Raw genomic sequence first — 19,493 nt, 5'->3', positions numbered from 1 at the left:
GCATCATGGCCGTGACCGCGGGCCGCTGGCCCCGTCTGGCCACCGCAGCATTGCTGGCATTACTGCTGGCAGTGGCCTTTGCCGTCGCCGCCGCCATCCTGAGTGCGCCGTCCGCCTTCGCGTCGCCGGTCGCCCCGGTTCCCCCCGTTGACCCGCTGGCCCCCGTCGAACCGGGCTCGCCGGACGGCGACGGCGGGTTCTCGGTGGAGATCAACGGGCCCAACGGCACGCCGTCGTCCGCCGTCATCACGCTGCTGGGCATCACGCTGCTGTCGGTGGCCCCCGCGCTGCTGCTGATGATGACGTCCTTCACCAAGATCTTCGTGGTGCTGGCGATGACCCGGAACGCGCTGTCCCTGCCCTCCATCCCGCCGAACCAGGTGCTGGCCGGGCTGGCACTGTTCCTGTCGCTGTTCATCATGTGGCCGGTGCTGACCCAGGTGAACGAGCTGGGCGTCCAGCCGTATATGGAAGGGACCACGGACTTCACGGATGCGGTGGGCGCCGCCGCCGCTCCGCTGCAGAACTTCATGCTGGCGCACACCCGCGAAGAAGACCTGGCGCTGATGATGCGGGCCGCCGACCTGCCCAACCCGGAGAATCCCGAGGCCGTGCCGCTGCAGACCCTGATCCCGGCGTTCATGATTTCCGAGTTGCGCGCCGCGTTCATCATCGGGTTCGTCATCTTCGTGCCGTTCCTCGTGATCGACCTGGTGGTGGCCTCGGCGCTGATGTCCATGGGCATGATGATGCTCCCGCCGGTGATGATTTCGCTGCCGTTCAAGATCCTGCTCTTCGTGCTGGTGGATGGCTGGGGCCTGATCATCACCGCCCTGGTCGGAAGTTACGGTACCTAGCCGTGGATACAAACGCCGTCCTCGACATCGGCCTGCAGGGCCTGCTGGTCGCCGCCAAACTCTCCGCCCCGGTGCTGGTCACCGCGCTGGTGGTGGGCTTTGCCGTCTCCCTGGTGCAGTCCATGACACAGATCCAGGAAATCACGCTGTCCTTCGTGCCCAAGGCCGTGGCCGTGGCCGTGGCGCTGCTGATCTGCGGACACTGGATGATTTCCGAGATGGTCTCCTTCACGCAGGAAATGTTCGAGAAAATCCCCGGCCTGCTCGGCGGCGGATAATGAACATCCCGCTCGACCAGGCGTGGATCGAGGCCACCATGCTGGCAGGTGTCCGCATGGTGGCTTTCCTGCTGATTGCCCCGCCGTTCTCCTACGGAGCCATCCCAACCCGCATCAAGGCGATGCTCGGCGTCGGACTGGCCCTGGCGGTGTCCCCGCGGGTGGCCAACGGGTACGAGCCGATGAGCACGGCGGGATTCTTCGGCGCGCTGGTGCTGGAGATCCTGGTGGGCGCCCTGCTGGGGTTCCTCGTGCTGGTGGTGTTCTCCACGGTGCAGTCGGCGGGCACGTTGATCGACCTGTTCGGCGGCTTCTCCATGGCGCAGGCGTTCGACCCGCAGTCCATGGTCAACGGCGCGCAGTTCACCCGGCTGTTCCAGATGGCCGCGCTGGCGCTGCTGTTCGCCTCCGACGGCTACCAGTTGATCATTGGCGGGCTCGCGCGCAGTTTCACCGCGCTGCCGCTGGGCGGGGGAGTCGACCTGGCCGAGCCGGTGCAGCTGATCATCACCGGTGTGACGCAGATGTTCCTGGCGGCGGTGCAGATTGCCGGACCCCTGCTGGTGGTGCTGTTCCTGGCCGACGCCGGCCTGGGCCTGCTCACCCGGGTGGCCCCGGCGCTGAACGCGTTTGCGCTGGGTTTCCCGTTGAAGATCTTCCTGACCCTGACCCTGGCCGGCGTGGTGTTCGTGGCGCTGCCGCGGATTGTCTCCTCGCTCGCCGGGCAGGCCGTGACGGCGCTGACGGGGGTGGTGGGCTAGATGTCGCAGGACACCTCCGAAGAACGGACAGAGCAAGCCACCGCCAAGCGGATGAAGGAAGTCCGGCAGAAGGGCCAGCTCTCCAAATCCCAGGACCTCACCGCCTGGCTGGGCGTGGGCGCGGCCGCGTTGATGCTGCCGATGACCATCGGCCGGGCCTCCCAGGCCGGCACCGACCAGATGTTCACCGTCACGCGGATGATCCAGTCGCCGGACCCGGGGCTGGTGGTCAAGGCGCTCGAGGACGGCCTGGGCACGATCATGTACACGCTCACGCCGATGTTCCTGGCCGTGGTCGCCGTGATCATCGCGGGTGCGGCGCTGCAGGGCGGCATCCACTGGAAGAAGTTCAAACCCGAGACCCAGCAGTTCAACCTGGTCAACGGGCTGAAGAAGGTGTTCGGCCTGCAGGCTCTCTGGCAGGGTGCCAAGGCGCTGCTGAAGACCGTGGTGGTGGGACTCGCTCTCTACTTCGTGATCCAGGGCCTGGTCCCGGTGCTGATGACCGCCGGCGGGCTCTCGGTCGGCTCGCTGCTCGAGGCTGCGGGCGGCGGCACCGCCGGGCTGCTGCAGACCGCAATCATCGCCGGCCTGGTGCTGGCCGCGCTGGACGTGATGGTGGTAATCCGGCGCAACCGCAAGAAAACCCGGATGACCAAGAAGGAAGTCCGCGACGAAAACAAGAGCTCCGAGGGCGACCCGTTGATCAAGTCGCAGCGGCGCTCGCGGCAGTTGGCGATGAGCCGCAACCGCATGATCGCCGCGGTGGGAGGCTCCGACGTCGTGCTGGTCAACCCGACCCACTACGCGGTGGCGCTGAAGTACGAACCGGGAAAGTCCGCGCCGCGCGTGGTGGCCAAGGGGGCGGGCAACATTGCCGCCCGCATCCGCGAGGAAGCCGAAACCACCCGCGTGCCGGTGGTGCGCGACGTCCCGCTGGCCCGGGCGCTGCACGGCGCCTGCGAGATCGGCCAGGAGATCCCCCTGGAGCTTTACAACGCCGTGGCCCGCGTGCTGGCCTTCGTCATGAGCCTGAAGGCCCGCGGCGCCTCGGCCGGTACAGCCGCGGGCGTCCACACCATGGCGGAGCCGGCGATGACCGACGCCGACGCTGCCGCCCACGCTTCAACCCGGCAGGGCCGCCGAGCCTTGTCCCTACCGTCACCCGGAGGTGACTGATGAACCGCAACCTCTCCAAGCTCGCCGTCCCAATCGGCGTGGTGGGCATCGTCCTGCTGCTGGTGGTGCCGATTCCGGCTGGACTGCTGGACGTGCTGATCATCGTGAACATCCTGCTGGCGCTGGTGATCCTGCTGACCACGATGTTCGTGAAGAAGCCGCTGGACTTCTCCGTGTTCCCGTCGCTGCTGCTGGTGGCCACGCTGTTCCGGCTGGGCCTGAACGTGGCGTCCACCCGGCTGGTGCTGGGCGACGGCTACGCCGGGCAGGTGATCGAGGCCTTCGGCCACGTGGCCGTGGGCGGCTCGATCATCATCGGCGCGGTGGTGTTCCTGATCCTGGTGGTCATCCAGTTCGTGGTGGTCACCAAGGGCGCCGAGCGCGTGGCCGAGGTGGGAGCGCGCTTCACGCTGGACGCAATGCCGGGCAAGCAGATGGCGATCGACGCCGACCTGAACGCCGGGCTGATCACCGACGTGCAGGCCCGGGAACGCCGTGCCGCGGTATCCGCCGAAGCCGACTTCTACGGCGCGATGGACGGCGCGTCCAAGTTCGTCAAGGGCGACGCCATCGCCGGCATCATCATTATCATCATCAACATCGTCGGCGGCATCGCCATCGGCATGCTGCAGCGCGGCATGGAAATCGGCGACGCGGTCAGCACCTACACCCTGCTGACCATCGGCGACGGCCTGGTCACGCAGATCCCGGCGCTGCTGATGGCCGTGTCCACCGGCATGGTCGTGACGCGTTCGAATGCCGACTCCGAAATGGGTTCCGACGCCTCCGACCAGCTGACCCAGTCCCGGCAGGCGCTGATGATCGCCGGCGGCGCGGCCATTCTGCTGGCCCTGATCCCGGGCATGCCCAAGATCCCGTTCATCCTGGTGGGCGCGTTCCTGATCTTCATGGCGCAGCGGCTCAAGGCCACCGAGGCGGCCAAGGCCAAGGACGACGACGCCGCCGCCGCCGAGGCGGGTCAGGCGGCTCCCGCTTCGGAGACTACCGAGGACCTGATTGAACAGATGCGGGTGCACGCGCTGGAGATCCAGCTGGCCCCGGACCTGGTGGATTTGGTCTCCGGCGCCTCCGACGACCTGCTGGCGCGGGTGCGTGCGCTGCGCCGGAAGATAGCCATGGAACTGGGCGTCGTGGTGCCGCCGGTGCGCACCCGCGACAGCATCGACCTGCCGATGTCCACCTATGTGATCCGGATTGCCGGCGTGGAGGCCGGCCGCGGCGAGGCCCCGGCCGGCAAGGTGTTGGCGCTGGGGGACAACCTGGAATCGCTGCCGGGCATCGCCACGGTGGAGCCGGTGTTCGGGCTGGCCGGCAAGTGGGTCCCGGCGGAGATGCGGCACAGCGCGGAGATGGCGGGAGCCACCGTGATCGACCGGGTCTCCGTGCTGGTCACCCACCTGTCCTCGTTGATCTCCGCCAACGCCGCCCGGCTGCTGACCCGTGAGGACGTGCGCGTGCTGACCGAGGGTGTGAAGTCGGTGAACCCGTCCGCGGTGGACGAACTCACCCCGTCCCTGCTGTCGCTGGCCGAGGTGCAGCGCGTGCTGCAGGGGCTGCTGGCGGAGCAGATCCCGATCAACGACCTGCCGCGCATTTACGAGGCGCTGGCGCTGAAGGCCAAGTCGTCCACCGACCCGGAGGGGCTGATCGAGGCCGCCCGGCAGGCGCTGGGCCCGGCCCTGACCGCGCAGTACCTGGACGGGCAGCTGCTGCGGGTGATCATGATCGATCCCACCCTGGAGCAGTCCATGCTGGAGGGCATGCGCCCGTCCGAGCACGGCACGCAGATCCTGCTCTCGGTCGAGCGGACCGAAGCCGTGCTGGCCTCACTGCGGGAGGCGCTGGAGAAAGTGGAAGCCAACGGCTTCACCGCGGTGCTCGTATGCGCGCCCGCGCTGCGCCCGGCCATCCGGCGGCTCGTCTCGGCACAGGCCGGGGGACTTCCGGTACTGTCCTATCAGGAGGTCACCTCCGCCAGCGTGAAGATCGAGACCGTGGGGGTAGTACGTGTCGGCCAGACGGCTGCAGCTTAAGGGCGCTTCCCTCCAGGAACTCAAGGCCAAGGTCCTGGTCGACCACGGACCCGACGCAAAGATTGTCGCGGCCGAGAAGGTCACGGTCGGCGGCATCCGCGGCTTCTTCGCCCGCGAACACTACGAAGTCACGGTGGAACTGCCGGCCTCGGCCGTGCGCGGCCAGCATGCCCTGGACCAGAAGGCCCGCGCCGGAATCGCGGCGCTGCTGGCCGACGCCGAGCGCACCGAATCCAGGCTGCACGGCAAGGCGCCGGAACTGCACGTCTCCACCCACACCGACCAGTTCGCGGTCATCATGGACAACCTGACCCTCAACACGGCGCGGCCCACCCGCCTGCCCAAGGGCGCCCGGCTGGAGCAACCGCCGCCGGAAGCTGCCGGGCAGGCGGAGCGCCCCGGAGCCGCGGCGGCAAGGCCCGGCTGGGGGCGGCGGCGGAACGACCCAAAGCCCCCGAAGGACGCTGCAGCAGATTCCGGCGGCGCAACCGCGCTTGGACCGGGGGCCGGGGCAGGGGCCCTGGAAGCCCCCGCCACGGCAGTCCCCGTTGCGGAAGACGCCGCCGGGGCAGCGGCAGCGGGGGCAGTCGCAGCGACAGCCACAACCCCAGCCCTGGAGGCAGCCTCGGCGGCTTCGGCCCTGTCCGCGGCCGCCCAAGCTGACGACTCCCGGGAGGTTGCCGGACCCGTTAACCGGACGGCCGGGACGGGTCGGCGCGCGGCGGCCCGAGCCACTGCGGCCGGGGCGTTCGAGGCGGAGCAGGCCGGGCAGGCGGGGCAGGACGATGAGGCCGGGCAGGCAGGGCATGTTGGGCAGTCGGGCCGGGTAGCCATCGAACCGGCTGCCCAGCGCTCAGACCTCACCGGCCACCCGGGCTCCGGCACGGGCTCCGGCGTCGTCGTTGGCGCCGTTTTGGAGGATGGGCAGCCGCCGGCAGTGGAGGCACAACCCGCCGCCGCCGAAAGGGCGCGCCAGCCGGCCGTTCCGGTGCCGCTCTACGGGCCGGGGGACCTGGTGCTCGTGATTGGCCAGGGTGATGTTGCCCTGGAGGCCGCCAACTCCATGGCCGCCGCGGCCCCGGCGGTCAACGGTGCGCCCTCGGAGGCCGCCGACTGGATATCGGGCGGCGGCAACATGGTGAAGATGGCCGGCGCGCATGCCGCCGATGTCCGGCGACCGGTGCAGGACCGCAACAGCGCGATTGGTGCCCGTGCCCGGGGCGTGGAGCGGGGACAGAGCGTCTTCGTGGCCTTTGGCCTGGGCCAGGCGCTCACGCCGCCTGTGGAGATGCTCGCGCTGCTTCCGGCACTGGGAGCGGACCAGATCTGGCTGGCGGTGGACGCCCGGCGAAAGGCCGAAGACACCGACCGCTGGGTGCAGGCCGTGCAGCGGGTGGTGGTTCCCGACGGCCTGGCGGTCACCGGGACGAGGCACACCGGCTCGCCCAAGACCGTGAACACCCTGGGGGTGCCGGTGGGTTGGGTGGACGGCGCGCCGTCCGAGACCGCCTGGCTCTGACTGCCGCGGCGGGTCGAGCGGGCCTGCCCGGGCGCCGAGTTCAGCTGCGATAGAGTTGACGCGTGCTGGTGCTGACGCGAAAACCCGGAGAGCGGATCCTGATCGGTGACGACATCGTCATCACCGTGCTGGACGCCCGCCGCGACGGCGTCCGCCTGGGCATCGAGGCCCCGCGCGGCGTGAAGATCCAGCGTGATGAGGTGGTCCAGGCGGTCAGCGAGGCCAATATGGCTGCCGCCCAGAGCGGCCCGGAGGCCGAGGAGCGCATCAAGGCCCTGCTGGGCCTGAACCTCCCCGGCAGCAGCGGCCCCGGCGGCCCCGGCAGCTGATCCGCTCGCCGGCGGCCCCACCGGCGCCGGCCAGCTAAACCCGTTCACGGGCGGGGCCAGGGGCAGCGGCAGGCACCGGCGTCGTCGTGCTGTTGTGGCCTTTTTGACCTAACCCGGCACGGCAGGATAACCTTGGTAGTCGTTGTGCGTGTCCAACCTCGATACGCTATGTCCGTGTGGCGGCCCAGTTGCAGGGCCAACCTGGTCCACGGAAATAGCCGAGACTTTCTGGGCCACTGGTTACATTTCAGTCCTCACCTGAAGTTCCGGTAGCGCATCACCAACTTTGCGCGTGTGTTCTGTGAAGAATGCGCCGCTACCTTAGAACACCAAACGAAGGCAAAAACCGTGCGTACGTACACTCCGAAGCCCGGCGATATCAACCGCCAGTGGCACGTCATTGACGCCACCGACGTCGTCCTGGGTCGTCTTGCCAGCCAGACCGCAACACTGCTGCGCGGAAAGCACAAGCCGACCTTTGCTCCTCACATGGACATGGGCGATTTCGTCATCATCATCAACGCTGAGAAGGTCGCCCTGACCGGCGCCAAGCTCGAACAGAAGCGTGCCTACCGCCACTCCGGGTTCCCGGGTGGCCTGTCCTCCGTCAACTACGCCGAACTGCTGGAGAAGAACCCGGTTCGTGCAGTTGAGAAGGCCATCAGGGGCATGCTGCCGAAGAACTCCCTGGCTGCCCAGCAGCTGTCCAAGCTGAAGGTCTACACGGGTGCCGAGCACCCGCACGCTGCCCAGCAGCCGAAGACCTTCGAAATCACCCAGGTCGCCCAGTAGCGCCGGCCACCACTAGAAACTTAATTCAAGGAGCATCGTGGCTGAAGAGCTGAACACCGCTGCTGAGGGCGAAACCCTCACCAGCTACACCTCGGAATCATCCGAGGTCACCGAGACCGCCAAGAAGGAACGCCCCGCCCTCACCGTAGGCGGAGGCGCCGTGGGTCGCCGCAAGCAGGCTATCGCCCGCGTACGCCTGGTTCCGGGTGCCGGCAACTGGACCATCAACGGCCGTGAGCTGGCGAACTACTTCCCGAACAAGCTGCACCAGCAGGAAGTGAACGATCCGTTCAAGATCCTGGATCTGGAAGGCGCGTACGACGTCATCGCCCGCATCCACGGCGGCGGCCCCTCCGGCCAGGCCGGTGCGCTGCGCCTGGGCGTTGCCCGTGCGCTGAACGAGATCGACCGCGAGAACAACCGCCCGACCCTGAAGAAGGCCGGTTTCCTCACCCGCGACGCACGCATCATCGAGCGCAAGAAGGCTGGCCTTAAGAAGGCCCGCAAGGCGCCGCAGTACTCGAAGCGCTAAACCGCTTCCGAAGCTTTTGCTTCCACGCGAGGTCCCGCAGCATGGCTGCGGGGCCTCGCGTGTGTTTAAGCGGCTGTTGCGAGGGGCGGACCCGGGGTGTGAGGCCGCTTGCGGCGGGGTCAGAGGCCAAAACAGGGCGCAGCACGCGGCCGCCGGCGGGAGGTGAACCGGCTCCTTGGTGCGCTGCCGTAAAATGGGTCGCGATGTCTAGATTATTTGGTACCGACGGAGTCCGCGGACTGGCCAACGGATTGATCACTGCAGAGCTGGCGCTCGAGGTCGCGCAGGCGGCCGCAGTGGTCCTTGGCCACCGGCAAGTTGAAGACGGCAAGCGCCCGACGGCGGTGATCGCCCGCGACCCGCGCGCCAGCGGCGAGTTCATCAGCGCCGCCGTGGAGGCCGGCCTCGCCAGTGCGGGCGTCGATGTCTACGACGCCGGGGTGCTGCCCACCCCTGCGGCCGCTTACCTGGTGGGGGACCTGGCGGCCGACTTTGGCGTGATGATTTCCGCCTCGCATAATCCGGCCCCGGATAACGGCATCAAGTTTTTCGCCCGCGGCGGGCACAAGCTGCCGGACGAGGTCGAGGACGCGATCGAGCAGGAGATGGCGCAGCCGCGCGTCCGGCCCACGGGCGCGGAGATCGGACGTATCCAGCGTTTCGCAGACGCGGAAGACCGCTACATCCTGCACCTGCTGCAGACCCTGCCTTCCCGCCTGGAGGGCCTGAAGGTGGTTCTCGACTGCGCGCACGGCGCGGCCAGCGGCTGTTCGCCGGAGGTGTTCCGCGCCGCCGGTGCTGACATTGTGGTGATGGGTGCCGAGCCGGACGGGCTGAACATCAACGACGGCGTGGGGTCCACCCACCTGGAGAAGCTGCAGGCAGCCGTGGTCGAGCACGGCGCCGACCTGGGCATTGCCCACGACGGTGACGCCGACCGCTGCCTGGCCGTGGACGAGCGCGGCGACGTCGTGGACGGCGACCAGATCATGACCATCCTGGCGTTGGCCCTGCGCGACGCCGGCCGGCTCAAGGACGATGTCCTGGTCGCCACGGTCATGAGCAACCTCGGGATGAAGCTGGCCCTGCAGGATGCCGGCATCCGCATCCAGGAAACCGCCGTGGGCGACCGGTACGTGCTGGAATGCATGCGCGCCCACGGATACTCGCTGGGCGGCGAACAGTCCGGGCACGTGATCTTCTCGGAGTACGCGACCACCGGCGACGGCGTCCTGACCGGGCTGCAGTTGGCCGCACAGGTGGCCAAGTCCGGCAAGCCCCTCTCGGAGCTGTCGCAGCGGATGGTCCGGCTTCCCCAGGTCCTGATCAATGTCAAGGACGTGGACAAGTCGGGGGTCGAAACCAACCAGCCCCTCCAGCAGGCCGTGGCGGCCGCGTCCGCCGCGCTGGGTGGGACCGGACGGGTGCTGCTGCGCCCCTCCGGCACCGAGCCGGTCGTGCGCGTGATGGTCGAAGCCGCTGACATGGAAACCGCCCAGGCTACCGCCGAGGAGCTGGCCCGGACCGTGAAGGCGCACCTGTCGCTGGAGGCGGCCGCCGCCGAGTAGGGGCGCCGCCGCAGACTGGGCGGGCGGGAGGCCGGTCCGGCGGTCGGCGGACCTGCCGGGACCCAAGGACCGCGTGCGGGGCAGCCATCAGCGCCGGGCCTTCACCAGCACCACCTCGTAGCTGTCCGCCGTCGGCGGGTTCCCGGTGTCGAACTTCGCGTTCACGACGGCGAGTCGGCGGCCGAACAGCGCGGCGGTGGTCGGGGTCTGGAAAGCGTCACTGGTGATCACGGACCGGACCTCCCCGGAGTCAATCCGGCGGTCCAGCCTGATCACGCTGATCTGGTTGTCCATGTTTTGGACCGCCCAAAGCCAGCGGCCCTTCAGCACCAACCCATCGACGTTGGGGACGCTGACGCCGGAGATTTCGGCGCTGTCACCGGTTTCCGGGTTCACGGTGTACAGCGCAGCGTTGGCCGAGTGGGCCACAATCAGCTGCCGCCCGTGGTCGGCCGCCACTATGCCGTTCAGGTTGAACGCCGCGGGGGTTTCCGCGGCAGGGCCGCTCAGTTGCAATGTCCGCGGGCTGCCCAGCTGCCCGCGGTGGCCGATCGGCACGAAGTACAGCTCGCCTTCGCGCGAGTTCGTAAACCAGGCGCCGCCCCGGCCAAGGGCTACGTCGTTGATGAAGGAGCCGGCGGGGTCGTTCAACTGGAACTCGGCCACAGGTTCCGCGGTCCGGGTGTTGTAAACATAGGCCTTGCCGGTAGGTCCGCCGGCCACGAAGAGCAGGTTCCGCCGCGTGTCGGCAGCCATGCCGACGGCGAACCGGCCGTCCGGTGCGTCGATGAACTTCTCGGCGGTGCCCCGCCGTACGTCGCCACGGAAGATGTCGCCCGCCAGCAGGTCGCCGGCGTAGAAGGTGCTGCCACGGCCGGCGGCGATGCCCTCCGCGGACGTCGCGTCCGGCAGGTCGATGATTCGGTCCGTACACTCCGGTGACGAGCCGTGGGTGCCGGAGACAACGTGGCCGGCGGAAGCCGGCAGCCCCGTCAGCATCAGGGCGAGGGCGGTCAGCAGGGCGGCGGCACATCGAGCCGCCAGGGAAAGGGGGAGGTGGGGTCGCATGGAGGTCACCTGATTCTTGCGTGATGGCGTCGGGAGTTCCCTCCAGCAGGCTCCCGATGGTGATGCTCATAGCGTACGCCGGGCCGGCGGAAACGTCAGGCCCTCCCGGAGGCGCTGCCCAAACGGCCCGCAGCGGCGGTAGCGGCCGGCTTCCGGGCGTCGTCATTACGCCTGGTTGCGTGCCTGCAGTGCGTCCCGAATCTCGGTGAGCAGCGCGACCTGAGGGTCGACGGCCTCTTCTTCCTTGTTGATCCCCAGGCGGCGGTTGCGCCGCTCGATCATGTGGTTCATCGGTGCCATGATGACGAAGTAGATCGCCGAGGCGATGAGCAGGAAGTTCACGATGGCGGTCAGCAGGACACCGAACGCGACGTCGTTCCCGTTGAAGTTCCAGAGCAGGAAACTGTCGAAATTCGGCGAGCCGACCAACCCGGCGATGAACGGCATCAGCACGCTGTTGACCAAGGCGTTGACCACGCTCCCGAAGGCCCCGCCGATGATTACGGCCACGGCAAGGTCAATGACGTTGCCCTTCATAATGAACTCTTTGAATCCGTTTATCATGTGGCCAATGTAGCGCCTCGGGGCAGGGATCTGGGGTCGCGGGGGCAGGGGCGGGAGGCCGCCGGGGGATGAAGCCGCCACAGGATGGGGTCCTTGCGACCGCTCACGAATAGCGGGCGGCTCCGGGCAACCCGAAGTACTCCTCGAGCGTCTCGATGCCCCGTTTGGCCATGTCCGCGGCCACCTTCTTTCCCACGTAGCGCAGGTGCCAGGGTTCCGGCGAATAACCGGTCATGGCCTCGGAGCCGGGCCGGTAGCGGATGATGAATCCGAAGCGGGCGGCGTTGTGGGCCGCCCAGTTGCCCGCCGCCGTCTCGGCGAAACACTGCTGCAGGTTGCAGACCCCGGTGGCGTCGCCGATGTCCAGGGACAGCCCGGTCTGGTGCTCCGAATAGCCGGGCCGCGCCGAAATCATGTCAGCGGCGGCCTCGCTGCCGTGTTGCCGGACCCAGTGGTTGTAGGTGCTGGCCTGCGTCGCGTAGGACCGGAACCCGCTGATCATGATCATGAACGCGCCGTCGGCGGCGGCCGCGTTGAACATGTCTTCGGTGGCGGTCGCCACGGCGTCCCGCAGCAGCGCCGATTCCTCGCCCGTGCCCAGGGCCACCGCCGGCTGGCGCAGGTCTCCGGGGTGGTAGTCCAAGGGATTGAGCGGCCGGGCCTTGTTGACGACGACGGCGATGCTCGCCGGATCCGTGTGGTCCTCCCCGGCGCCGTCCTTATTGCCGCCGCCGCCCGCGCCGTCCTTCTTGCCGCCGCCCGCGGCCCCGCCCTTGCTTCCGCCGTCCTTCTGGCCGCCGCCGGTGGCGTCGCCGTCTTTCTTCGGAGCCTTCGGGCTCTGTTCGGGGACCGGAAGGGACGTGGTTCCCTCGGCCGGGGTCGGCGCCGGTGCGGTCGGTGCGGCCGTCGTCGTGCCGGCGGACGCGGCGGGGGGCGGAGCGGTTTCCCCCGCCGGGGCGCAACCGGTGAGCAGGGCCAGCGCGGCGGCCAGGCCGGCTGCGAGCACCGGAGCCCTCAGAACGGCCATGTCAGGTTTTCCGCAGCAGCATTCTGCGGATCGAGTGGTCCGCGTCCTTGGTGAGCACCAGCTGTGCCCGCCCGCGTGTCGGCAGCACGTTCTCCCTCAGGTTCGGTTCGTTAATCCGGCGCCAGATGCCCAGGGCCGTCTCGGTGGCCTCCTCGTCCGTGAGCGAGGCGTAGCGGTGGAAATAGGATTCCGGATCCGTAAAGGACGTCCGCCGCAGTTTGTGGAAACGGTTGACGTACCACTGCTCAATATAGGACGTCTTGGCATCCACATAAATGGAGAAGTCGAAGAAATCGCTGAGCGCCAGCCCGGTGCGTCCGTCCGCCCGCGGGCGCGCCGGAGCCAGGACGTTCAGGCCCTCCACGATCAACACATCCGGACGGTGGACCACCACTTCCTTGTCCGGCACGATGTCGTAGGTCAGGTGCGAATACCAGGGCGCATGCACTTCCTCTGCCCCGGACTTCACCTCGGACACGAAGCGCAGCAAGGCCCGCTGGTCGTAGGACTCGGGGAAGCCCTTGCGTTCCATGAGCCCGCGCCGCGCCAGTTCGGCGTTGGGGTAGAGGAAACCGTCGGTGGTGACCAGCTCCACGTTCGGGGTGTCCGGCCAACGGCGCAGCATCTCGCGCAGCACGCGGGCGGTGGTGGATTTCCCGACGGCGACCGATCCGGCCACGCCGATCACGAACGGTGTGCGGCGGCTGGTTTCGCCCAGGAAGGTGGTGGTGGCCCTGTGCAGCTCGCCGGCCGCGCCCACATACAGGTTGAGCAGCCGGGAGAGCGGCAGGTAGACCTCGCGGACTTCGTCCAGGTTCAGGGCATCGCCCAGGCCCCGGAGCCGCTCGATATCGTCCTGGTCCAGGGGCTGTTCAATCTCGTTGGACAACCGGGACCAGGTCTGCCGGTCCAGCTCCACGAATGGTGTGAAGTTACTCTCACCGTTGGACGCCGTCGTCTTCGGTGTCGCATCAGTCACCTATGAATTGTGCCTGCTGCGGGATTCAAATCCCAAAAGGCGCCCCGCTGCGGCGCGGCGGATTGCCCCGTCCCGCCTTCGCAGCGGCCGGCGGGATGGCGTGCGGAACCCTCTGTCGGTGACGGTCCCGCGGGCAGGTACCCTTAATCCCATGTGTGGAATCGTAGGTTATGTTGGCCGCCGCGACGGCGGGGCCGGAGTCAGCGCTGCTGATCACAGCGCCCTGGACGTCGTTCTCGAGGGCCTTCGCCGCCTGGAATACCGCGGTTACGATTCCGCGGGAGTGGCAGTCATCTCCAGCTCCGGGATCGAGGCGCGGAAGAAGTCGGGCAAGCTGAGCAATCTGCTGGACGAGCTCGAGTCCGCCCCGCTGCCCGAGTCACTGACCGGCATCGGCCACACGCGCTGGGCCACGCACGGCGGCCCCACCGACGAAAACGCGCACCCGCACCTGGCCGACGGCGACAAGCTCGCCGTGATCCACAATGGCATCATTGAGAACTTCGCCGAGATCCGTGCCTCCATGCTGGCCAAGGGCCACACGTTCCGCTCGGAAACGGACACCGAGGTGGCCGCGGTGCTGCTCGGAGACCTCTACCGTTCCCTGGCCGCGGAGGATCCCGCCACCGCGACCCTGGCCAAGGCCATGCAGCTCGCCTGCCAGCGGCTGGAGGGCGCCTTCACCCTGCTGGCCATCCACCAGGACCAGCCCGACGTCGTCGTGGCCGCACGCCGTAACTCGCCGCTCGTCGTCGGACTGGGCGAGGGCGAGAACTTCCTGGGCTCCGACGTCTCCGGCTTCATCGACTTCACCCGCCGCGCCGTGGAGCTGGAGCAGGACCAGATCGTGACCATCACCCCCGACTCCTTCGAGATCACCGACTTCTTCGGCAACGCCGCCCAGGGCACCGAATTCGAGGTGAACTGGGATGCCGCCGCCGCGGAGAAGGGTGGCTACCCGTCCTTCATGGAGAAGGAAATCAACGACCAGCCCGAGGCGGTCGGCCAGACCCTGCTGGGCCGCTCGGACCTGCACGGCAGGCTGACCCTGGACGAGCTGCGGATCGACCCGGAGCTGCTCAAGACCGCCAACAAGATCATCGTGCTGGCCTGCGGCACCTCGGCCTATGCCGGCCAGGTGGCGAAGTACGCGATCGAGCACTGGTGCCGCATCCCGGTGGAGGTCGAACTCTCGCACGAGTTCCGGTACCGGGACCCGATCGTGGACGCCAACACCCTGATTGTGGCCATCTCTCAGTCCGGAGAGACGATGGACACCCTGATGGCCGTCCGGTATGCCAAGGAGCAGGGGGCCAAGGTCCTCGCCATCTGCAACACCAACGGTTCGACCATCCCGCGCGAGGCCGACGCCGTGCTGTACACCCACGCCGGACCCGAGATCGCCGTCGCCTCGACCAAGGCCTTCCTGGCGCAGATCACCGCAGCCTACCTGCTGGGCCTCTACCTGGCGCAGCTGCGCGGGAACAAGTTCCAGGGCGAGATCAAGGACATCCTGGCCGACCTGGGCAAGATCCCGGCGAAGATCCAGAGCGTGCTGGACAACGCCAAGGACATCAAGGACCTGGCCGTGCTCATGGCCGAGAGCAAGTCGGTGCTGTTCCTGGGCCGGCACGTCGGCTTCCCCGTCGCCATGGAGGGCGCGCTGAAGCTTAAGGAGCTGGCCTACATCCACGCCGAAGGCTTCGCCGCAGGCGAGCTCAAGCACGGGCCGATCGCTTTGATCGAGGAAGGCCAGCCGGTCTTCGTGGTGGTACCTTCGCCGCGCGGCCGCAACTCGCTGCACGCCAAGGTCGTCTCGAACATCCAGGAAATCCGCGCCCGAGGCGCCAAGACCATTGTCATCGCCGAGGAAGGCGACGTCTCCGTCAAGGACTTCGCCGAGTTCGTCTTCTACGTTCCCGAGACGCCGACGCTGCTGGCTCCGCTGCTCACCACGGTCCCGCTGCAGATCTTCGCCTTGGCACTGGCGACGGCCAAGGGCTACGACGTGGACCAGCCGCGCAACCTGGCCAAGAGCGTCACCGTCGAGTAGCAGGCAGTTGGCAGGCATGTCCACCCGGTTACTCTTCGCGGCGCCCCGGTCTCCGTACAACAGGATCGGGGCCTGCTCCGTTCCCAGACGTCCAGTCCGCGCCCGCCACGCGGCGCTCCGGCGCCGCGTCCGGCTGCTGTCCGTGCCGCCCGTGCGGTGCACCCTGATTTCCACCGGGGAGCCGGTCCTGGCTCCGCGGTGCGCCCGCTCGCCGTGGTCGGTTCGGGCGGGAGCCGAAGAATGATCGTGGGCATCGGCGTGGACGTGGTGGAAGTTTCCAGGTTCCGCCGGCAGTTGCAGCGCACCCCGGCCTTGCTGGAGCGACTGTTTACGCCCGCGGAACGCGAGCTCAACACCCGGTCCTTGGCCGCCCGCTTCGCCGCCAAGGAAGCGATCGCCAAGGCACTGGGGGCTCCGGCCGGCATGAACTGGCAGGACTGCACCATCTGTGTCGACGCAGGGGGAGACCCCTACCCGGAATTCACCGGCACTGTCGCCGCGGCGTCCGCAGCCAGGGGTGTGAAGTTCTGGCACCTGTCCATGAGCCACGACGGCGATCTGGCAACTGCCATGGCGGTCGCCGAGAAGTAGCGGCCGGCAGCCGGGCGCGCGTCGGGGCCGGGCTAACGTTCCACCCGATAGTGCAGGTACACGACGCCGTTGCCGAAGCGGCGCTCGTCCAGCAGCTCGAGCCCGACTCTCAGGTCCTCCGCCAGAAAGCGCTTCCCGCCGCCCACGACGACCGGCGAGACGAAAAACAGGCATTCATCGACCAGTCCCGCCGCGAAGGCGTGGCCGGCCAGGTCGGGCCCGCTGATGCTCAGGTCCGCCGCTGCCGAGGCCTTCAGGCGCCGCACCGCCTCCGGCTCGAATTCCCGCTCGATCCGGGTTCGGGCGCTTGAAACCGTCTGCAGGGTCCGGGAATAGACCACCTTGTCCTTCCGCAGCCACGACTCCGCGAAGGCCCGCTCGACCGGGGAAACCTCCGGGCCGTCGGGCACGGTTTCCCAGACGGCCATCACCTCGTACATGCGCCGGCCGAAGAGATAGGTGCCCACCCGTCCCTCCAGATCGTTGACGAAGAAATGCACCTCCTCGTCGGGAACGCTCCAGTCGAAGTTGCCGTCCCGGTCGGCAATGTAGCCGTCCAGCGACATGATTGCGGAATACAGCAGCTGTGCCACGATGACTCCTAGGCTATTGGGCAGGGCGGGGGAGGGTCCGCCCATTGTTCCCCAACCTTGCGCATCGGCGGAAGGCCGGGGCTGTCGTTCCGGACCGCTGCGCTGTTCCCCCTTGCTCCGCCGTCGCGATCGCCGTCGGGCGGACCGGTGCCGGGCCCTGTTCCGGGCAAAGCGTGCGATGTATCCTGACAGCCGGCGCCCGCCGCTCGCCGCACACTGAGGGGGAAGAGCCGTGCCAGCATCGGAGCAGTACGCCAGCGTCCGCTACCTCGTGGACGACGTCGGGGCGGCCGTGGACTTCTACACCGGTCATTTCGGCTTCACCGTCAACATGCGCTCGCCCGCCTTCGCCGACGTGACGCGGGGGCCGCTGCGGCTGTTGCTCTCCGGGCCGGCAAGCTCGGGGGCGCGCGCGACCCCACCGGATTATGCGGCCGCCGGGCGCAACCGCATCCACCTGGTCGTGCAAGACCTGGACGCGGAGATCGACCGGCTGCGCGGGGCGGGACTGTCGTTCCGCAGCGAAGTGGTTGCCGGTCCCGGTGGACGTCAGATACTGCTCGCCGACCCGGCTGGAAATCTGGTGGAACTGTTCCAGCCCGCAGGGCAGGGGGCAGGGTAACGGCGCCCGTCTTCAGCTGCCGCCCAGGCTTTTAACGTAGGCATACGCCTCGTCGACGACGCTGAGCCACTGTTGCCCGGCAGCCGACGCGTCGCCGGCCGCCGACGCGTCGCCGTCCATCGCCGGGAAGGCCACCCATTCCTTCATCGTCCGACGTCCCATGGTGACCGGTTCCGCCGCTCCGGAAGCAACAAACTCTTCCGCGCGCTGCCGCGGAACCTTCACGATCAGCCGGCCGCCGTGGCCGAGGAACGCGAAGATCTTTCCGGCCACCCTCAGCCCGTCACTGCGGAACATGGTGCCGCGTTCGACCAGCGGGTCATCCGCAAACCGGCGTGCGAGAGTGTCCAGCAGGACGAGGCCCTGGTCGCCGTCTGAAGGGGAGGCAGTCGTCATGGCTTCGTCCCGGCGTCAGGCTCGGATGAAGATGGCGGATGCGGCCGCGGATTCGACCATGAGGTCGCTCATGCCGACCACCACGTACCAGTAGGTGCGTCCACGGACGGCGCCCGTGTCCACGAACCTTTCGGGATTGCCGCGGCGGCGGTGCACGCGCCGGAGGGCTCCAGCCTGCGAGGGAATGAACGCCGCCGCGGCGCCGTCGGACTCCCAGCGGTAGATGGCATAGTGCCTCGGCAACGTCCCGCTCGTCGCGCCCCGCCAGACGAGTTCGACGCCGGTTCCGTTCCACCGGGCGCTGGCGATCAGCGGCGCGTAGGGTCGCTGGGCGCCCAGGTGGGACATCACCGGGGTCATCGCCACGCGCCGGTAGAACTTGTCATGGACGAGGCCGATGCCGCCCAGCCGATTGGCCCGGACGGACTTGGCGGAGAAGTAAACCTGGCCGCGCACCGCCGGCGTGGCCCGGCATTTCGCCGTGTGGTTGTAGAGCTCGCGGGGGTCCTGCCAGTCGGCCCCCTGGGCGGGGTCGCCCACCTTGTAGGCCGCCTCGCCGATGTAGAGCTTGCAGACCGTGCCGCCCACCTGGGCCGCCCACCAGTTGACCAGGGTGTTGTAATCGGCAGCCGGGTTCCCCTGGTGCCAGTACAGCTGCGGGACCACGTAGTCCAGCCAGCCTTGTTTGACCCAGAGCCGGGAGTCGGCGTACGTGGCGTCGTAGCTCTGCAGGCCGGAGGTGGCGGAGCCCAGGCTGTCGGTCGATCGGTTGCGCCAGATGCCGAAGGGGCTGATGCCGAACAGCATCCGGGGTTTGGCCGTGAAGATCGCGGCGCTGAGGTCGCGGACGAAAGCATTGACGCTGCGCCGCCGGAAATCCGCCACGCTCTCGCCGGCCAGCCGGTAGGCATTGTAGGCAGCGGAGTCCGGGATGGTTTGCCCGGCGACCGGGTAGGGATAGAAGTAGTCGTCGAGGTGGACGCCGTCCACGTCGTACTTGGCAACGACTTCGGTGATCACCTTGATGATGTAGCTGCGGACGGCGGGGATGCCGGGGTTGTAATAGCGCCGCCCGCCGTAGGCAAAGCTCCAGCCCGGGTTTTTCCGCGCCGGATGCCAGGAAATCAGGTCCGCCGGGTCCGCCGTCATGGACACACGGAACGGGTTGAACCAGGCATGCAAATGCAGGTTGCGGGCATGCGCCTGACCGATCGCGTAGGCCAGCGGATCGTACCCGGGATTCCGCCCCTGGGTGCCGGTCAGGTAGCGGGACCACGGCTCTCCCGCCGTCGACGGCCAAAAGACGTCTGCCGCGGGACGGACCTGCAGCAGCACGGCGTTGAGGTTTCGGCTGCGGGCAAGGTCCAGCCAGCCGCGCAGTTCGGCCTGCTGAACGGCCGCCGACAGGCCGGGGCGCGACGGCCAATCGATGTTCAGCACGGTCGAGAGCCAGAAGCCCCGGAATTCGTGCTTGGGCGCGTCCGTGACCCGCGCCCGTTCACGGGCGGTAATGCGGTAGACCCGGTTAATGACCGCCGCCGCGAGGCTGACCTCCAGCGGACCGCCGGGGGCCGTTGCCGCGCGGGAGAGGCTGCCGCCCAACAGGCCTGCCGCGCCGAGCACGGTGAGGGCGGTCGCCGTCGTGAAGTGGCGCCGGGAGACAGCGCCTGTGGAACCGGAACCGCTGCCAGTCATGGCCAGCCCTGCCTCACGCGAACCTGATGGTAGCTC

20 protein-coding genes are annotated in these 19,493 nt (G+C 68.3%); 13 read left to right on the top strand and 7 right to left on the bottom strand.

The genetic code is table 11. The features are described 5' to 3' along the window. Positions 1-5: 5 nt before the first annotated feature. The 10 genes from fliP to glmM all read left to right on the top strand — a co-directional run bounded on the left by fliP (position 6) and on the right by glmM (position 9,869). Positions 6-857 carry a flagellar type III secretion system pore protein FliP gene (gene fliP / locus AC5RVG_RS03095; protein ID WP_494012687.1) on the top strand — a complete coding sequence of 284 codons (852 nt, stop codon included), beginning with the start codon at positions 6-8 and terminating at the stop codon, positions 855-857. 2 nt (positions 858-859) lie between these two features. Next, on the top strand, positions 860-1,135 hold the full coding sequence (gene fliQ / locus AC5RVG_RS03090; RefSeq protein WP_494000437.1) for a flagellar biosynthesis protein FliQ: 276 nt from the start codon (positions 860-862) through the stop codon (positions 1,133-1,135). Continuing rightward, entirely contained in the window at positions 1,135-1,896 is a 762-nt protein-coding gene (locus AC5RVG_RS03085; protein WP_494012686.1) for a flagellar biosynthetic protein FliR, read from the top strand. Before fliQ ends, AC5RVG_RS03085 begins: the two co-directional genes overlap by 1 nt. Further along, positions 1,897-3,075, top strand: a complete 1,179-nt coding sequence (locus AC5RVG_RS03080) for an EscU/YscU/HrcU family type III secretion system export apparatus switch protein (protein WP_494012685.1) — start codon at positions 1,897-1,899, stop codon at positions 3,073-3,075. Next, on the top strand, positions 3,075-5,129 hold the full coding sequence (flhA, locus tag AC5RVG_RS03075; protein ID WP_494012684.1) for a flagellar biosynthesis protein FlhA: 2,055 nt from the start codon (positions 3,075-3,077) through the stop codon (positions 5,127-5,129). Before AC5RVG_RS03080 ends, flhA begins: the two co-directional genes overlap by 1 nt. After that, a complete protein-coding gene (locus AC5RVG_RS03070) occupies positions 5,104-6,648 on the top strand; it encodes a hypothetical protein (RefSeq protein ID WP_494012683.1) in 1,545 nt (514 codons plus the stop codon). Before flhA ends, AC5RVG_RS03070 begins: the two co-directional genes overlap by 26 nt. Before the next feature lie 62 nt (positions 6,649-6,710). Further along, a complete protein-coding gene (gene csrA / locus AC5RVG_RS03065) occupies positions 6,711-6,977 on the top strand; it encodes a carbon storage regulator CsrA (RefSeq protein ID WP_494012682.1) in 267 nt (88 codons plus the stop codon). Positions 6,978-7,325: 348 nt separating this feature from the next. Continuing rightward, positions 7,326-7,769 carry a 50S ribosomal protein L13 gene (gene rplM / locus AC5RVG_RS03060; RefSeq protein ID WP_493979145.1) on the top strand — a complete coding sequence of 148 codons (444 nt, stop codon included), beginning with the start codon at positions 7,326-7,328 and terminating at the stop codon, positions 7,767-7,769. Positions 7,770-7,806: 37 nt separating this feature from the next. Further along, on the top strand, positions 7,807-8,301 hold the full coding sequence (gene rpsI, locus AC5RVG_RS03055; protein ID WP_493979144.1) for a 30S ribosomal protein S9: 495 nt from the start codon (positions 7,807-7,809) through the stop codon (positions 8,299-8,301). A gap of 203 nt (positions 8,302-8,504) precedes the next feature. Then, entirely contained in the window at positions 8,505-9,869 is a 1,365-nt protein-coding gene (glmM, locus tag AC5RVG_RS03050) for a phosphoglucosamine mutase (protein WP_494012681.1), read from the top strand. A gap of 87 nt (positions 9,870-9,956) precedes the next feature. Here glmM and AC5RVG_RS03045 read toward each other — a convergent pair whose 3' ends face one another. From AC5RVG_RS03045 to coaA, 4 genes are all read right to left on the bottom strand, one after another. Continuing rightward, positions 9,957-10,937, bottom strand: a complete 981-nt coding sequence (locus AC5RVG_RS03045) for an SMP-30/gluconolactonase/LRE family protein (protein ID WP_494012680.1) — start codon at positions 10,935-10,937, stop codon at positions 9,957-9,959. A 165-nt stretch (positions 10,938-11,102) separates the two neighbouring features. Next, positions 11,103-11,501, bottom strand: a complete 399-nt coding sequence (mscL, locus tag AC5RVG_RS03040; protein WP_494012679.1) for a large conductance mechanosensitive channel protein MscL — start codon at positions 11,499-11,501, stop codon at positions 11,103-11,105. 103 nt (positions 11,502-11,604) lie between these two features. Continuing rightward, positions 11,605-12,528, bottom strand: a complete 924-nt coding sequence (locus tag AC5RVG_RS03035) for a M15 family metallopeptidase (protein ID WP_494012678.1) — start codon at positions 12,526-12,528, stop codon at positions 11,605-11,607. A 1-nt stretch (position 12,529) separates the two neighbouring features. Then, positions 12,530-13,507, bottom strand: coding sequence for a type I pantothenate kinase (gene coaA, locus AC5RVG_RS03030; RefSeq protein ID WP_494012677.1), 978 nt, complete (start codon positions 13,505-13,507; stop codon positions 12,530-12,532). Between the two features lie 151 nt (positions 13,508-13,658). Between coaA and glmS the strand changes: the two genes are divergently transcribed. After that, a complete protein-coding gene (glmS, locus tag AC5RVG_RS03025) occupies positions 13,659-15,560 on the top strand; it encodes a glutamine--fructose-6-phosphate transaminase (isomerizing) (RefSeq protein ID WP_494012676.1) in 1,902 nt (633 codons plus the stop codon). Positions 15,561-15,800: 240 nt separating this feature from the next. Then, the gene (locus AC5RVG_RS03020) at positions 15,801-16,151 is read left to right on the top strand and encodes a holo-ACP synthase (RefSeq protein ID WP_494000425.1); all 351 of its coding nucleotides are present in this window, start codon (positions 15,801-15,803) and stop codon (positions 16,149-16,151) included. A 32-nt stretch (positions 16,152-16,183) separates the two neighbouring features. On the opposite strand, the gene AC5RVG_RS03015 is transcribed toward AC5RVG_RS03020, so the two are convergent. Further along, complete coding sequence (locus tag AC5RVG_RS03015) at positions 16,184-16,744, bottom strand: dihydrofolate reductase family protein (RefSeq protein ID WP_494012675.1); 561 nt, start codon at positions 16,742-16,744, stop codon at positions 16,184-16,186. A gap of 232 nt (positions 16,745-16,976) precedes the next feature. Between AC5RVG_RS03015 and AC5RVG_RS03010 the strand changes: the two genes are divergently transcribed. After that, positions 16,977-17,366 carry a VOC family protein gene (locus AC5RVG_RS03010; protein ID WP_494012674.1) on the top strand — a complete coding sequence of 130 codons (390 nt, stop codon included), beginning with the start codon at positions 16,977-16,979 and terminating at the stop codon, positions 17,364-17,366. A 12-nt stretch (positions 17,367-17,378) separates the two neighbouring features. Here AC5RVG_RS03010 and AC5RVG_RS03005 read toward each other — a convergent pair whose 3' ends face one another. Both AC5RVG_RS03005 and AC5RVG_RS03000 read right to left on the bottom strand, forming a co-directional pair. Beyond that, complete coding sequence (locus AC5RVG_RS03005) at positions 17,379-17,762, bottom strand: hypothetical protein (RefSeq protein ID WP_494012673.1); 384 nt, start codon at positions 17,760-17,762, stop codon at positions 17,379-17,381. Between the two features lie 15 nt (positions 17,763-17,777). Then, positions 17,778-19,457 (bottom strand): glycoside hydrolase family 10-like protein, encoded by a 1,680-nt coding sequence (locus tag AC5RVG_RS03000; RefSeq protein ID WP_494012672.1) that lies wholly within the window; start codon positions 19,455-19,457, stop codon positions 17,778-17,780. Between the last annotated feature and the right edge of the window lie 36 nt (positions 19,458-19,493).

The sequence above is a fragment of the Arthrobacter senegalensis genome, from assembly GCF_059091765.1.
The sequence above is the reverse complement of the archived record's forward strand: the minus strand, read 5'-3'. Positions and strand labels throughout refer to the sequence as shown.